We start from the raw sequence: 13,752 nt of genomic DNA, 5'->3' as shown, positions 1-13,752 counted from the left end.
TCGGTCGTGTGATCCCAGCCGCATCCCATCAAGCCAGGAACGTTCAACGTCCGAGCCGGATCGGAGGTGCCGGGAGGCCGGGCGTGCCTGTCCGCGCGCCGCGCGTTCCCTTTACACTGCGCCGCGCTGTCTCCTACAGTCGCGCCGTGTGCGTGCCCGGCCAGCTCTCGAAGCGACAGTCTGCCCTGCTCTCCGCGGCGCTGCGGCACATCCGAGACGCCGAGCACCTCGGCGCGCCGGAACAGCCGCACACCTCGCCCGATCAAGCCTATCACCTCGCGGGCTTCGGACCGGAGTGCGCCCGCAAGGCGACCCTCGCGAACCGCTGGTCGGACAAGCCGCTCGGGCACACGATGGGGCGTCCAGCCGATCCGCTCCTGGAGTTCGCGCTCGCGCTGGATCCGACCGCGGCACGGTACAATCCGCTTGACTGGGGAACACGATACCCGGCGCTGAGCACCTGGGATCCGCAGTGCCGCTATGAGGCGACGGGGACCCGGACACGGCAAGAGGTGGAGCTCCTGCTCGGCGAAGCGAGCCGGGCGGTGCAGGAGATCCTGGCCGCGCTCTGGGCAGATGGACGGCTCCCGGACGGCAGCTTCGAGGCGAGGCGAGCCCCATGATGACCTTCGATCTGGTCCTGCCCACGCTGGTTCGCACGTGCGAGGCGCAACCTGGTTTTTCAGAGCTGCTGCACGCCTGCGCGGTGCGCGACCTGCGGGGTCGAGTGCGCCTGGTCCTCGCGCCAGGCGCTCGCCAGGCGAGCGCCGATCTGGACGGCCTGGTTGGCGGGCTGCAGCAGGCCCTCCAGGCGCAGCTTGGCCGCTACTTCGCCGCGCCCATCCTCACGACCGCCCGCCACGACGAGGCAGGGCGCCTTGCGCGGGAGGTGCTGCAGGCGTCCAGGCCCTGGGATAAAGCCAGCTATGAGGACCTGGCGACAGGGCATCGGATGGAGGTGGCGCCGGGTCGATGGCGCCTGCTCGAGCGACGGCTCTCGAAGGAGGTCTGGTTGGATCGGGCCCCCCCGAACCCCCCCTGGCCCCTCGTCCAGGGTGCGCCACCCATCGTGACATTCTACTCGTTCAAGGGAGGCGTGGGCCGGACCACGGCGCTCGTGTCATGCGCCTGGCAGCTCGCGCGCGAGGGGCGACGCGTGGCAGCCATCGATCTGGATCTCGAGGCGCCAGGGCTCGGAGCGCTCCTCGGCGCAGAGACGGATCGGGGCGTGATCGATGCGATCGTGGATCACCTCGCGACGGGCAATGTCGACATCGACGGCCTCGTGGCACCGGCGCAGGCGCTCGGCGCCGAGGACGCGGCCCGGGTCGACGTTCTCCCAGCCGGGAGGCTCGGCGTCGGCTATGTGGAGAAGCTCGCGCGGCTCGATTTCGCCGCCGTCGGGCCCTGGGAGACAGAGGCGATGACCCCGGTGGAGACAGCGCTCCGGGCGCTGCTCCGGGTCATCAAGAAGAGGCTCTGTCCGGACGCCATCCTCCTCGATGCGCGGGCAGGGCTCCATGATCTCGCCGGGCTCTCCCTTCACGGCCTCGCGCACGTCGACGTGCTCGTGAGCCGAGCGTCGGAGCAGGCGCACCAGGGCTTCGACCTGACGGTGCAGGCCCTGGGGCTGAGGAAGCCCGCGGCCGAGCTTCGAAGCGTGGTGGTCCACAGCTTCGCCCCACCCAGGAGCGCGCCGGCGCTCCGGGCGGAAGAGCGCGAGTGGATGCTCCAGCGGAGCTACGAGAGCTTCGACGACTACGTCTACACGGCCTACGCGGAAGACGCCCCCGCGCTCGAGGATGAGACCGCGGCGCACTTCCCATGGATGATCTCGCAGGATCCGGATCTCGAACGATTCGCCTCCATCTCAACGGTCAAGGACAAGCTCCTGTCCGAGGAGTACCAGGCGCTCAAGCGGCGCATCGACGCGCTTTGTCGCCCGGAGCAGCCGGACGGCGACGACGAGGAGCAGGAATGAACGCGCAGGAACGTCTGCGGCTGTTGCACGATCTCGAGCGGCTCGCGGCCGGCGAGGCGGAGAACGTGGGCTCGCCGATGGAGCGGCTCTTTCTGCCGCTCCCGGCGCACGCGCTCGCGCTGCGCCCCGAGATCGTGGTCGTCCGGGGGGGACGCGGCGCGGGGAAGAGCGCTCTCTTCAAGCTGATCGGGACCCTCGGCGGTACGGACCGCCTCCGCCGCTTCTTCCAGGATGACCGGCTCCCTGACGCGAGCTGGGTCGAGGCGTTTGCCCAGTCGGCCCGGCACCCGGACGTCGCGGTCCTCGACACGTTCGCCGCCGAGGCGGACGCCGACGCGCTCCGCGCGTTCTGGATGGCGCACCTGCTGCTGCGCATCGCGGAGCAGATGCCGGAGCTCGCGACGCCGCCTGCGCCCCTCAGGGAGGTGTGGGAGATGGACCGGACCGATCCGAAGGTGTGGGTGCCGGTCGCCCAGGCCCATCTCGGCGCGGTCGCGCAGGCGCTCGACCGCGCCGAGCTCGCCCTCGAGCAGAAGAAGACGACCGTCTTCGCGGCGTACGACCACCTCGACCGGATCGGCGCATTCGCGCCGGACGTGCGCCGCCGGTACGTCGGGGCCCTGCTTGCCTTGTGGCTCTCGTTCGCGAATCGATACCGAGCGATCCGCGCGAAGATCTTCCTGCGAGAGGACCTCTTTGACGCGGGGGAGCTAGGGTTCCCGGATGCGAGCAAGCTCCGGGCGCGCTCGGTCTCGATCGAGTGGGACGTCGCGTCGCTCTACCGCGTCGTGGTGCGGCACATGGCGGAGGCGTCGGACGAGCTCCGGCGCTGGCTCGCGCGCGTCAGGCATGGGCTCGTGCTCGAAGATCGAGGCGAGTTCGGCTGGATGCCGGGGCCGATGAACGAGGACACGCAGAAGGCGTTCGCCACCCAGATCGCGGGCGAGGTGATGGGGGCCGGGGCTAGAAAGGGCTACACGCACCGCTGGATCCCGAACCACCTGCAAGACGCGCAGCGGCGCATCGTCCCCCGATCGATGCTCAACTTGTTCGGCTTTGCAGGGAGAGAGGCCTCCAAGCACCCGCTCACGAAGGGCTCACGGCTCGTGACGCCCACGGATCTTGGGGAGGCGCTCGTCGCGACGTCGCGCGCGCGGGTGGGGGAAATCAAGGAGGAATACGAGCTCGTCTCGCGCCTTGACAGCCTGCGCGGCGCCATGGTGCCCCTCGACCGAGACGAGGTCCTCCGGCGCGTCGCCCAGCCGGTCGTCGGCGAGCCGGCCGGGATCCCGACCGACGGCAAGATGGTCTTCGAGGAGCTCTTTCGCCTCGGGGTGCTCAGCTTGAGGCCCGACGGGCGCATCGACGTGCCTGATATCTACCGCTCGGGGTTCGGCATCCTGCGCAAAGGTGGCACGGCGCGCGCCCGCTGAGGAGCATCTCGGGCTCTGCAGCGCAGGATCGCGCCCACGACGATCGAGGTCGACGCGCCCGGGACGGGCGAGATCCACGAGCTCTTCGATCTGCCGGACGCGCCGGCGCTCTGGGCCGCGGCGCCGGAGGACGCGGCGGCGACGGCCTACCGCGAGGGCGTCGTCGCGCGGCTCGGGCCGGACATCGCGCCCCGCTCGCTCCTCGCGCGCCAGCGCGCCGTATGGAGCAGTGGTCACGAACACGAGTGAGCTCTAAGCCCAGCACCACGTGGTGAGCGCTTCACGAAGGCCGCGCGCATCGTCGCCCACCCACGCCACGTATCCGTCGGGGCGCACCAAGACCGCACCAGGCGCCGGGACCTCGCCGAGCGCCGGCAGCTCCCAGCTCCCCGAGTAACGAGCGTCGACGCGCCGAACGCGATCCGCGCCGAGCGCGAGGTCTCGGTGCGCGAGCGCGAAAAGCAGCGGGCGGGCCTCGTGAAGGAACGTGAACACGCGCCGCGGGCCGTGCTCGGTGTCCAGCTCGAGATCGGGCATGCGGCGGCCGCACAGCGGGTGCCCTCCGCCAAGATCGTAGTGCACGTCGAGCCCCGAGATCATCGCGACGTAGTGCCTGCGAGCCTCGTTGCAGCGCATCAGCTCGCACGTCATCTCGCGCATCGCCTCGCTCCGCGCGTCGCCGCGCTCGAGCGCGGTGAGCGCCATCGTGTTGCGCAACACGCGTGCCCCCACCGCGTGTCGCTCCGCGTGGTAGCTGTCGAGCAGGCTCTCGGGCGCGTCGCCGTGCACCACCTGCGCGAGCTTCCAGCCCAGGTTCACCGCGTCCTGCACGCCGAGGTTGAGCCCCTGCCCGCCCATCGGCGTATGCACGTGCGCCGCGTCGCCCGCGAGCAGCACGCGTGCTTGCCGGTACGACGCAGCCTGCCTGGTCATGTCGGTGAAGCGAGAGAGGTAGCCGGCGCTGCGCAGGCCGAAGTCCGTGCCGTAGATCGCGATCAGGGCCTCGCGAAGGTCGCTCAAGCTGGGCTCGCCGCGGCCGATCTGCGCTTCGCCCAGCACGACGCGCGCGCCCTTCCCGTCCTCCAGCTTGCCGATCCCGGCGAAGCCCTTCTCGGTGCGGCGCATCCCCCACGCGGGCTCTTCCGCCAGCTCGACCTCCGCGATCAAGTAGCTGGTCGTCGCATCCCACCCCGGGAAGTCGATGCCCGCGCGCTTCCTGACGGTGCTACGACCGCCGTCGCACCCGACGAGGTACTGCGCGCGCAACGAGCGGCCGTCGGACAAGGCGACGTGCACGCCGTCGTCGTCCTGCGCGAGCCCGGTGACCTCACGCCCGCGGTAGATCGGCACGCGCAGCTCGCCGACCCATTCGGCCAGCGTGCGCTCGATGCGCGCCTGCCAGAGCGCGAGGAAGTAGTTGTGGCGCGTCGGCGCGTCGCTCAGGTCGAGCGTCGTGCGCGCGAAAGGCGCGGCGCGATGCAGCTGCCCTTGCGCCACGAAGCGCTCCACGATGCCACGCTGATCGAGCACCTCGAGCGTGCGCATGTGCAGCCCGCCTGCGCGCAGGCCCATGAGGTCTTGGCTCTCGCGCTTCTCGACCACGGCGACGTCCACCCGCGCCAAAGCCAGCTCGCCCGCCAACATCAGGCCGGTCGGCCCTCCGCCCGCGATCACCACTCGATGCTCCGTCATGGCCACCCTCCTGGTCCGGAAAGCGCGGACTATGGCGCACGACGGGGGGCTTCCGGCAAGCCAGTATATCTGGTATACAGTGGACCTGGCAGTCAGCGCGGGGCACCGGCATCTGCCCCGACGCGCGAGCTCCTCCTTGAGATCACCTGGTCCGCGGACGAGCGCCGCTTCTCCTGCGCGCCCGATGGCTGCCTCGGCCGACGAGCGGCGCGCGAGCAGCGCATCCAGCGAGAACTGCCCCGGCCCCGCGCCGAGGAGGAGGACCGACGAGCCTGAGGGAGGGCAAGGCTGGCGGGGCTCCGCCGGCGCGCCGCGTCAACCTCGGCGGACGCCGGACCGCGTTGATCGCCGGCCCGCCCGACGCGCTCGGAGCCGAGCAGCGCATCGACGGGTGGCGCTGCACGCTACGAACCCGCCGTCGCCCGGGCACCGCCTCTCGTGCGCGGCGACTCGAACGCGCGGTCCAGCGCGAGCTTGCCCGCGGCTCCTGCGCTCGCCGGACCTCTCCGAGCTGGGGCGCCGCGGCTGGCCGCCGCTGCGCGCCCGTCGGGATCGAGGATAGCCGCGCGCCGGTCAATTCTGGTTGACGCCCTAAATGTGAACGTTCACAATATGGCTCTCGTCCTCCGAGCCGCGATGGCTTGGCCGAGCTTGCTTCCTACATGACAGGAGACGTCGGATGCCGATGAGCATGAAGCTGATGAGCGCGGTGTTGATGAGCGTCGGCCTCGGCTTTGCGGGCGCAGCATGGGCCGCGAGCGGGACGGCGGACGTCCCCGGTTCTGTTGCCGAGGGAAAGAATTTTGGCTGCGGTGGAAAGGGACAGAAGGCCTGTCCGATGCAGGGCTGGATGAAGAAGGTGATGCAGACGGCGACCACGAGCGGCGACGGCGCGAAGATCGCGTCGGCGCTGGAATACGTGGCGTCGAAGCCGCCGCCCGGGATGCCCAAGTGGGTTGCGATCTCGAAGGATGGCGCGGCCAAGGCCAAGAAGGGCGATATCGACGGCGCCAAGGCGAGCTGCAAGGCCTGCCACGATCTGTACAAGGCGGAGTACAAGGCGAAGCTCCGCGACGCCGCCTTCTGAGGCGCCTCTCCCTGCCATCTCCCCCTCTCCGCTCCTCGCGCCGGGCGCGCGCTCTCCTGGCAGCCCCGGCCGTACCCGACGGGCTGAGGCCAACACTGGCCCGGAGAGCTCCATGATGGCACGGCCAAGCAAGAGCTCGATGGCTCATCCGGTGAGCTGACCGGTCGAGCCGCCGCATCCACCCCCGGCGCAGAACACTCCAATAAGCGTTCTTCACGGCCTCTCGACCGATCTCGAGCACATCGTGATTGAGCTCGGACGCTCGCGTCCGCGTCGCTCGGACGCTCGCGTCCACCTCAGGGCAAGACGCGACCGCACGGCGATCCGGCTACCCGCGCCGAACCCCGGGAGCGATGTCGATTTCGACACGAATGCCGCCATTCGCGGCAACAAACGGAGAGCAACCACAAGGAGCTCGACGTTCGGACCGGGGTTGGATTTCCAGCCTCACCCAGCTTCGTCCAACATTTCACCCCTGCAAGAGCGTTCCATGCCAATCGGAAAACGAACCGGTGTACTGCGTTCACTCATGAGCCGCTCGTTTCGCCTTGCGCCGCTCGCGGTCGCCGTGGCCAGCGGGTGCACGGGCGTCTTGGGACCCGAGGGCGGGGGACCCGAGGGCGAGACGGCGGCGGCGGCCGAGTGCGGCGCCACCCCTGCGCTGGCCAAACCGCGCATCTGGCGGTTGACCAACACCCAGCTCGCCAACACCTTGCGCGACGAGTTCGACATCCAGCCGGCAGCGCTGTCGAACTTGCCGAACGAGGCCAGGCTCGACGGCTTCGCCAACCAGGCCTCAAACCTGCGAGTCGCGCCGCTCCTCGCGGAGGTATATTTCGCGCTCGGCGAAGAGCTCGGGGCGCACGCGCTGCAGAACCCCGACAAGTTCGGGATCGCTTGCGACGTCGCCAGCTTGGCGCCTGGCAGTTGCCTGGACGGCTTCGTCGCCCAAACGGGGCGAAAGCTCTGGCGCCGCCCGCTCTCGGCGGCTGAAATCACCTCCTTCAGCGCGCTCTTCGCCAAGACCGCCGCGCAGGGCGAAGGTCCTGCCGGAGGCGTCAAGAGCGTCGTGCAGGCGCTGCTCATGTCGCCGAACAGCCTTCACCGCACCGAGCTCGGCACGGTGAAGGATACCGGAGCGGTGACACCGCTGACGGATCACGAGATCGCTTCGGCGCTCTCGTACATGCTCTGGGACAGCGCGCCAGACGCTGAGCTCACCGCGCTCGCGGATCAAGGCAAGCTGCGCGACCGTACGGTGATCTTGGCCCAGGCCCAGCGCCTGTTCGAGACACGCGACAAGGCGGCGCCGGCCATGAACCACTTCTTCGAGCAGTGGCTGGAGCTCGAGAATCTCTCGAAATCGGTGAAGGACGCCAGCGTCTTCCCGATGGCGACGCCCGAGCTCGCCGCTGATTTGAAGGAGGAGTTGCGCCTGTTCACGAACAGCGTGCTGTTCGACGCGGGAGCGGATCGTCGCTTCGACTCGCTGTTCTCGGGCACGTACGCGTTCGTGAACGAGCGCACCGCCCCGCTCTACGGTTTGAGCGGGGTGACCGGCAACGCCATGGTGCGTCGCGAGCTCGATCCGGCGGAACGCCGGGGCATCTTCACCTCGCTGCCGTTTCTCTGGGGCCACGCGCACAGCCAGGATACGAGCCTCGTCGGGCGCGGCGCCTACGTCCGCGCAGAGGTCTTATGCCACCGCGTGCCGCTGCCGCCCGGCGGTGTTCCGAATGCTGGTCGTTTTGCCGAGCCGGGTGCCACGGGTCGGCAAAGGCTCGGCATTCATGCGAGTCCGGGCTGCGCCGTCTGTCACAACCTGTTCGACGGCATCGGGTTTGCGCTCGAAAGCTACGATGCTATCGGTCGCTACAGAACGACGGATCAGGGGCAGGAGATCGACGCGAGCGGCAGTCTGCCGCTGCCGAGCGAGGGGAATGCGCGTCCTGGAATCATCTTTTCCAACTTCGTGGAGCTGGTGGACGAACTGGCGCAAAAGCCGGATGTCTACAGCTGCTTCGCCCAGCAGTTCGCCGCCTACGCTTCAGGATACGACTTGCCGGAGCTCGACGCCTGCGAGAAGGAGCGCCTCGTGGACGAATTTGCGCGCTCACAGCACGCGATCGATCGGCTGGTGCTGAGCGTGATCGAATCGCCGAGCTTCATCGACCGGAGAAACTAGGAGTTAGCCATGCGCAACGTGAAATTTTCCCGGCGTACGATGCTTCGTGGCCTCGGCTACGGGACGATCTTCTGTTCTGGGCTAATCGACAACCTCTACGCCCAAGCCGTCCCGCGAATCACGCGCGTCGCCATGTTTGGCTACGCGAATGGCTCTCAGTATGAATCGGAGCCGACCGGAGGTGAGAGAAACTTCGTGCTCAAGCCGCACATGGCGCCACTCGAGGCGGTGCGCGACGACATCCTGGTGTTCAAGAACCTGACGCTCGCGCGCGACCCAGGTAACGCGCACCGCTCGGCGTCGTTTTCGGTGTTCGGCCTCGGCGCGCCGACCAGCATCGATCAGGAGTTCGCCAGGTTCCTGAAGGGCACGACGCCGCTGGCATCGCTGGAGATCGCGGTCGGACAGACATCCGGCGACGGCGGCGTCATCCCCGGACTGTCTCAGGTCGATGGCAGGTTCATCCCCAGCGTGACCAACCCGCTGGCTGCGTATCAGCGCATCGCGGACCGCATCAGCGGGGGCGGCACGTCCATGAACACGCCGAGCTCCGCCGAGCAGGCACTGCTCCGCCGTCAGAGCGTGCTCGACTTCATCAAGGACGATGTCCGGTCCTTTCGCGGGCGGCTCGGGCCGGAGGAAGCCGTCAAGATGGACTTCTACCTCGAGTCGCTGCGCACGCTCGAACGCGATGTCGGCGGCAGCATCCCCAGAGAGAGCTCATGCAAGGAGATCGCGTCGCCGCTGCTCAGCAAGAACACCATGATGAACGACATGCCGGAGCACAGCCGGCTGTATCTCGACATCATAGCGATGGCCTTCGCCTGCAACATCACTCGCGTGGTATCCGTGATGTGGGGCGGCGGCGAGAACAACGAAGCCATCAAGTTCGGCGACATCGACATCTCGGCCTGGCACTCCGTTTCACACGGCGATCCGGACGGCGCTCCGGGACAACAAATCACTCGGCTCCAGGCCTATTTCGCCGGAGAGTTCCGCTATTTCGTCGAAAAGCTGAAGAGCCTCTCCGACGGCGAGTTCTCGCTGCTCGACAACACCGCAGCGGTTCTTTGCACCCAGAACGGCAGCAGCCAGTTGGGCTCAGCTCAGAACTTCGCCGAGACCGACCACCCGCCCCAGCACGCACCTTTCGTGGTCGCCGGCAGCTGTGGAGGTGCTTGGAAGACCGGGCGCCTGCTCGACGCCGGCGGGCGCAATCACAACGATGTTTATGTCAGCATTGCCCGGGCGATCGGCATGGACGTGACGTCTGTCGGCCGCGCTGCCTGGTGTCGAGGTCCGCTCATCACCTAGCTGGCGGCCCATCGCGGCGCGGCAACGGCAGTGCCGTGCCACGACGCCCGGGGGGCGCTCCGGCTCACCGCGCAGCTCGCGCGCTCGGCCTGTGATGCCTGCGGCGAAGGCGCGTGGAGCTCCTGCCGCTCTGTTACCGAGCACGCTCGTTGATGGGCGTGCGATCCGGCCACGTGATGGCGTGCTGGAGATCCCCAACCATGTCAAGGCCCTACGGCCGCCTCCGGCGGTGCCGCTGCGAGGCAGCCTTGACGCGGCCGGGGATCCCCAGCGCTGAGGCAACTACGCGTTCGGGCGCGGGACGAGATGATCACCGACACGCGGAGGAGCTCGGCGCGGAGCTGCGCGTCGAGCCCTTCGCCCCGTGCGCCGTGGCCGCGAGCCCCGTCGTGCTGACGAGCATCGTCGCCAACCTGGCCCGTAACGCGCTCGAGCACCTCGGCGACGCGGCGGTCTGCCGCGTCGTGATCCGGGTGCTCGGCGCGAACGACGCTGTGCGGATCGAGGTGGAGGACACGGGCCCCGGCATCGCGCCAGCGATCGAGAAGATGGTGTTCGAGCCCCACGTCCGTGCGAGCGGCGCCCGCGCGCCGGGGTCGAGGCTGGGCCTCGCGACCGTCCAACGATTGACCGAGGCGCACGGCGGGCGCGTGGGCCTCCGCGCCGTCGTGGGCAGCGGGAGCCTCCTCTGGGTCGAGCTGCCCAAAGCGAGCCCCGAGGCGGCGCACCTGTGCGAGGCCCGCTCCAGCACCAGCGCGTGACCTGACACAACTCCCAAGAGGTCGTGAGCGCCGGCGAGGGCCTGTGCGCGGCGGCGGGGGGCGCGCTGGAGCACCGAACGAGGGACCATCAATGCAAAGCTCGACGATGCGAAGCTGCTGATGCTGTACACCTGCGGCGATCGACGCGGCTCCTTCCTCTTCGGGACGATTCGCTCACTTCGCCCCACAAATAACGTGATAGTTCACATTTCCATTGGCATTGATGGCGGAGCGGGTCCAGAGGACCATGGTTCAACCGATGGAAGTTGACATCGCGCATGTGAACGTTCACAATGCGTCCATGCCGCCCTCTTCTGGGTTCCACCTGGACGGGTTGTCATGTGCACCGAGATCTTCGTCATCCCGATCCATTTCGGCACCGATTTCGTTCGCTCGATCGCCACGCATGCGAGCCACGGTGAGCTCGCGGAGTTTTCGGTCGCGCCTCAGCAGCGCGGGGCGCGAGGTCTCTACGTCTACGGCCACCCGCGCGCGTATCGGTTTGCCAGCATCCGCTCGACCCCCAGCACAGCCACCCATCGGACCCGGCACCGACGACCTCAGGCGGACTGTGGACCAAGAAATCCACGGAGACACTCATGAAATCAAAGTCACGGGAACGGAGGACGTGTTTCATGCAAATTACGAGTCCTCTCGAAGGGCGGGTTCAGAGCAGCAGAACTGGACGAGCGCGCCGGATCTGGGGCAGGCAGCACCGAGCGAGCGCCGCCGTGGCGTTGCCGTTCATGCTCGGCTGCTCGGGAGCACAGCCCTCTGCCGTCGTGGAGCCCGTGACGCCTGCCCCAGCGCCGGCGCTGACCCCGAGCGTGCCACCGCCCGTGTCCGGTGTGGCGCCCGCGAAGCCCCTCGTCATCACCAAGGCTGATCACGGCAAGATCGAGTCGAAAGACGTGGACATCTACACTCTCACAAACGCGAATGGTCTCGTGCTCAAGGTGATGACGTACGGCGCGATCATCACCGAGCTGCACGTGCCCGACAGGACCGGGAAGCTCGCCGACGTCGTCGTCGGCTTCGAAGACCTGGACGGGTATCTCTCCGGCAACCAGTTCTTCGGCGCGACGGTTGGCCGCGTCGCCAACCGCATCCACAACGCGAAGTTCAAGCTCGAGGGCAAGGAGTACACCCTGACCGCGAACGACGAGCCGCACCACCTGCACGGAGGCGCCAGGGGCTGGGACAAGGTGGTGTGGAGCGCCGAGGCCGCCGAGACGCCTGACGGCCCGAGCATCCGCCTCACGTACGTGTCGAGGGACGGAGAAGAGGGTTATCCTGGCACCGTGACCGCGAAGACCGTCTATACGCTGACGAACCGGGACGAGCTCCGCGTCGAGATGGAGGCGGTCACGGACAAAGCGACGCTCGTCAACATGGCCCACCATTCGTACTGGAACCTCGGCGGGCACGGCTCCGGCACCATCCTCGATCACGAGCTCACGCTCTATGCGGACAGCTACACGCCGGGTGATCCGCTCGTCCCAACCGGAGTCATGACGCCCGTCGAAGGCACGCCATTCGACTTCACGCAGCCCAAATCCATCGGCAGGGACTTGAAGGCCGTCGGCGGAGATCCGGTCGGCTACGATCACAACTTCATCGTCCGCGGAGACCCGGCCGCCCTGCGACCCGTGGCGCGCCTCAAAGATCCGAAGTCCGGCCGCGTCATGATGCTGGAGGCGGATCAGCCCGGCGTGCAGTTCTATACAGGGAATTTCATGAACGGCTCGAGGCGAGGCAAAGGCGCGACGTACGTGCAACACGCGGCGCTCTGCCTGGAGAGCCAGAAATTCCCCAACGCGATCAACGTGCCGGCCTGGCAGAAGCAGGCGATCCTCGAGCCGGGACAGGTCTACAAGCACACAATGATTCACCGCTTCACGGCGGAGTGAGCGAGGCGGCCCTGCGCGGCTACGGTGTCCTCGGTACGGGCGGGATCGCGCGCGGCGTCGCATGCGCTTCAGGGCAGCCAGCGTCGCCGGGGCGCGCCCTGCGAGGAGCCGCTGACGCGCGACGCCGCGTCGACCGAGCGCGTCATCGCCGGAGCCGCCCGCCGGAGGCGCCTCCGGAGGGAGAGATTCGGACGGCCCGCTCAGGATCGAGCGGGGGTGGGCGGCGATGAGCTGGGAAACCACTCTGGGGAGCATGCGCGTCACGTTGCCTGGCGCGCCGCGCTCGATCCGGGTCGTTCGGCTGGGCCAGGGCAACGCCAAGCGTGGTGTCAACGTGTTTTCGACAATGAATCAGCAAGGAGACCTACCGTGAAAGAGACGAAGCTCCGGGGTAAGGGGTGGGCGGCCGTGGCTCCCTTCCTGTTGGCGTTGCTCGCGATGACGGGGTGCAGCAAGGAAAACGAGGGGACAGGCGCCGCGCCTGCCGCGAGCGGCAACACGAAGCCGAAGATCGTAAAGCTCGCCTTCGTCACCAACAATGCGAGCGAGTTCTGGAAGATCGCTCAGGCAGGCGTCCGGAAATACGAGCAAGAGAGCAAGGTTCAGGTCGACGTGAAGATGCCGTCGAACGGCACCACGGAGGAGCAGAACCAGATCCTCGAAAACCTCTCGAGCCAAGGCTACGACGCCATCGCCGTGAGCGCCATCGCGCCGAACGATCAGGTCCCGGTGCTCAACAAAACGGCTGAGAAGAGCAAGCTCATCACGTTCGACTCGGACGCCCCGAAGTCGAACCGACTGCTCTACATCGGCACCAACAACTACGAGGCCGGCAAGGCGCTCGGCGCCCATATCGTGAAGCTCCTCCCGGACGGCGGCAAGATGGCGGTGTTCGTCGGAACGCTCTCCGCGGACAACGCGAAGCAGCGCCTGCAAGGCATTCAGGACGCGATCGCCGGCAAGAACATCGAGATCGTCGACAAGCGCGAGGACAACACGGACCGAGCGAAGGCGCGCTCCAACGTGGAGGACATCATCAACGCGCACCCGGACCTGAAGCTCGTCGCAGGCCTGTGGTCCTACAACGGTCCCGCCATCGCGGCGGCCATCGAGGCTCTCGGGAAGAAGGGCAAGGTCCTCGCAGCCGTGTTCGACGAAGAGGAGGGAACGCTCACGGCCATCGAGAACGGCACGATCTCGGCCACGGTCGTCCAGAAGCCGTTTCAGTTCGGTTACCTGTCGAGCAAGTGGGCGCATGCGCTCGCGACGAAGCCCGACACGGCGATGGCGCAGGTTCCGGCCAGCAAGAGCATCGATACCGGGATCGAGCTGATCGACAAGGCCAACGTGGCGGAGTTCAAGCACAAGCTCGCCGAAATGAAGAAGTGA

11 protein-coding genes are annotated in these 13,752 nt (G+C 67.8%); 9 read left to right on the top strand and 2 right to left on the bottom strand.

The genetic code is table 11. The features are described 5' to 3' along the window. Positions 1–146 precede the first annotated feature (146 nt). Genes WMF31_RS41645 through WMF31_RS41635 form a run of 3 tightly spaced genes read left to right on the top strand, consistent with a single transcriptional unit; the run spans position 147 to position 3,414 of the window. Positions 147–623: a hypothetical protein gene (locus tag WMF31_RS41645; RefSeq protein WP_436607423.1), complete on the top strand. Its 477-nt coding sequence runs from the start codon at positions 147–149 to the stop codon at positions 621–623. Further along, on the top strand, positions 620–1,981 hold the full coding sequence (locus WMF31_RS41640) for a ParA family protein (protein WP_436607422.1): 1,362 nt from the start codon (positions 620–622) through the stop codon (positions 1,979–1,981). The genes WMF31_RS41645 and WMF31_RS41640 overlap by 4 nt, the downstream gene beginning before the upstream one ends. Next, a complete protein-coding gene (locus WMF31_RS41635; protein WP_436607421.1) occupies positions 1,978–3,414 on the top strand; it encodes a hypothetical protein in 1,437 nt (478 codons plus the stop codon). The genes WMF31_RS41640 and WMF31_RS41635 overlap by 4 nt, the downstream gene beginning before the upstream one ends. 252 nt (positions 3,415–3,666) lie before the next feature. Here the strand turns inward: WMF31_RS41635 and WMF31_RS41630 are convergent, their stop codons facing one another. Next, positions 3,667–5,106 carry an FAD-dependent monooxygenase gene (locus WMF31_RS41630; protein WP_436607420.1) on the bottom strand — a complete coding sequence of 480 codons (1,440 nt, stop codon included), beginning with the start codon at positions 5,104–5,106 and terminating at the stop codon, positions 3,667–3,669. A 685-nt stretch (positions 5,107–5,791) separates the two neighbouring features. Here WMF31_RS41630 and WMF31_RS41625 point away from each other — a divergent pair. From WMF31_RS41625 to WMF31_RS41610, 4 genes are all read left to right on the top strand, one after another. Then, positions 5,792–6,193 carry a hypothetical protein gene (locus WMF31_RS41625; protein ID WP_436607419.1) on the top strand — a complete coding sequence of 134 codons (402 nt, stop codon included), beginning with the start codon at positions 5,792–5,794 and terminating at the stop codon, positions 6,191–6,193. Between the two features lie 529 nt (positions 6,194–6,722). Then, positions 6,723–8,378 carry a DUF1592 domain-containing protein gene (locus WMF31_RS41620; protein ID WP_436607418.1) on the top strand — a complete coding sequence of 552 codons (1,656 nt, stop codon included), beginning with the start codon at positions 6,723–6,725 and terminating at the stop codon, positions 8,376–8,378. 9 nt (positions 8,379–8,387) lie between these two features. Continuing rightward, entirely contained in the window at positions 8,388–9,692 is a 1,305-nt protein-coding gene (locus WMF31_RS41615) for a DUF1552 domain-containing protein (protein ID WP_436607417.1), read from the top strand. Between the two features lie 389 nt (positions 9,693–10,081). Further along, positions 10,082–10,453: a sensor histidine kinase gene (locus WMF31_RS41610; protein ID WP_436607416.1), complete on the top strand. Its 372-nt coding sequence runs from the start codon at positions 10,082–10,084 to the stop codon at positions 10,451–10,453. A gap of 667 nt (positions 10,454–11,120) precedes the next feature. On the opposite strand, the gene WMF31_RS41605 is transcribed toward WMF31_RS41610, so the two are convergent. Then, the gene (locus WMF31_RS41605) at positions 11,121–11,327 is read right to left on the bottom strand and encodes a hypothetical protein (RefSeq protein WP_436607608.1); all 207 of its coding nucleotides are present in this window, start codon (positions 11,325–11,327) and stop codon (positions 11,121–11,123) included. On the opposite strand from WMF31_RS41605, the gene WMF31_RS41600 reads away from it, so the two are divergent. Then, positions 11,236–12,363, top strand: a complete 1,128-nt coding sequence (locus tag WMF31_RS41600; RefSeq protein ID WP_436607600.1) for an aldose epimerase family protein — start codon at positions 11,236–11,238, stop codon at positions 12,361–12,363. The genes WMF31_RS41605 and WMF31_RS41600 overlap by 92 nt on opposite strands. Positions 12,364–12,579: 216 nt before the next feature. After that, complete coding sequence (locus tag WMF31_RS41595) at positions 12,580–13,752, top strand: sugar-binding protein (RefSeq protein WP_436607415.1); 1,173 nt, start codon at positions 12,580–12,582, stop codon at positions 13,750–13,752.

This window comes from Sorangium sp. So ce1036 (assembly GCF_051369805.1).
In the GTDB taxonomy this organism is placed as follows: Bacteria; Myxococcota_A; Polyangia; order Polyangiales; family Polyangiaceae; genus Sorangium; species Sorangium cellulosum_F.
This window is presented reverse-complemented; position numbering and strand designations above follow the sequence as displayed.

Bases quoted from the DNA above. Each gene is read 5' to 3' on its own strand.
- WMF31_RS41620 (WP_436607418.1), top strand. From the start codon at position 6,723: ATGAGCCGCTCGTTTCGCCTTGCGCCGCTCGCGGTCGCCGTGGCCAGC.
- WMF31_RS41605 (WP_436607608.1), bottom strand. From the start codon at position 11,327: ATGACGAGGGGCTTCGCGGGCGCCACACCGGACACGGGCGGTGGCACG.
- WMF31_RS41625 (WP_436607419.1), top strand. From the start codon at position 5,792: ATGAGCATGAAGCTGATGAGCGCGGTGTTGATGAGCGTCGGCCTCGGC.
- WMF31_RS41615 (WP_436607417.1), top strand. From the start codon at position 8,388: ATGCGCAACGTGAAATTTTCCCGGCGTACGATGCTTCGTGGCCTCGGC.
- WMF31_RS41635 (WP_436607421.1), top strand. From the start codon at position 1,978: ATGAACGCGCAGGAACGTCTGCGGCTGTTGCACGATCTCGAGCGGCTC.
- WMF31_RS41640 (WP_436607422.1), top strand. From the start codon at position 620: ATGATGACCTTCGATCTGGTCCTGCCCACGCTGGTTCGCACGTGCGAG.
- WMF31_RS41630 (WP_436607420.1), bottom strand. From the start codon at position 5,106: ATGACGGAGCATCGAGTGGTGATCGCGGGCGGAGGGCCGACCGGCCTG.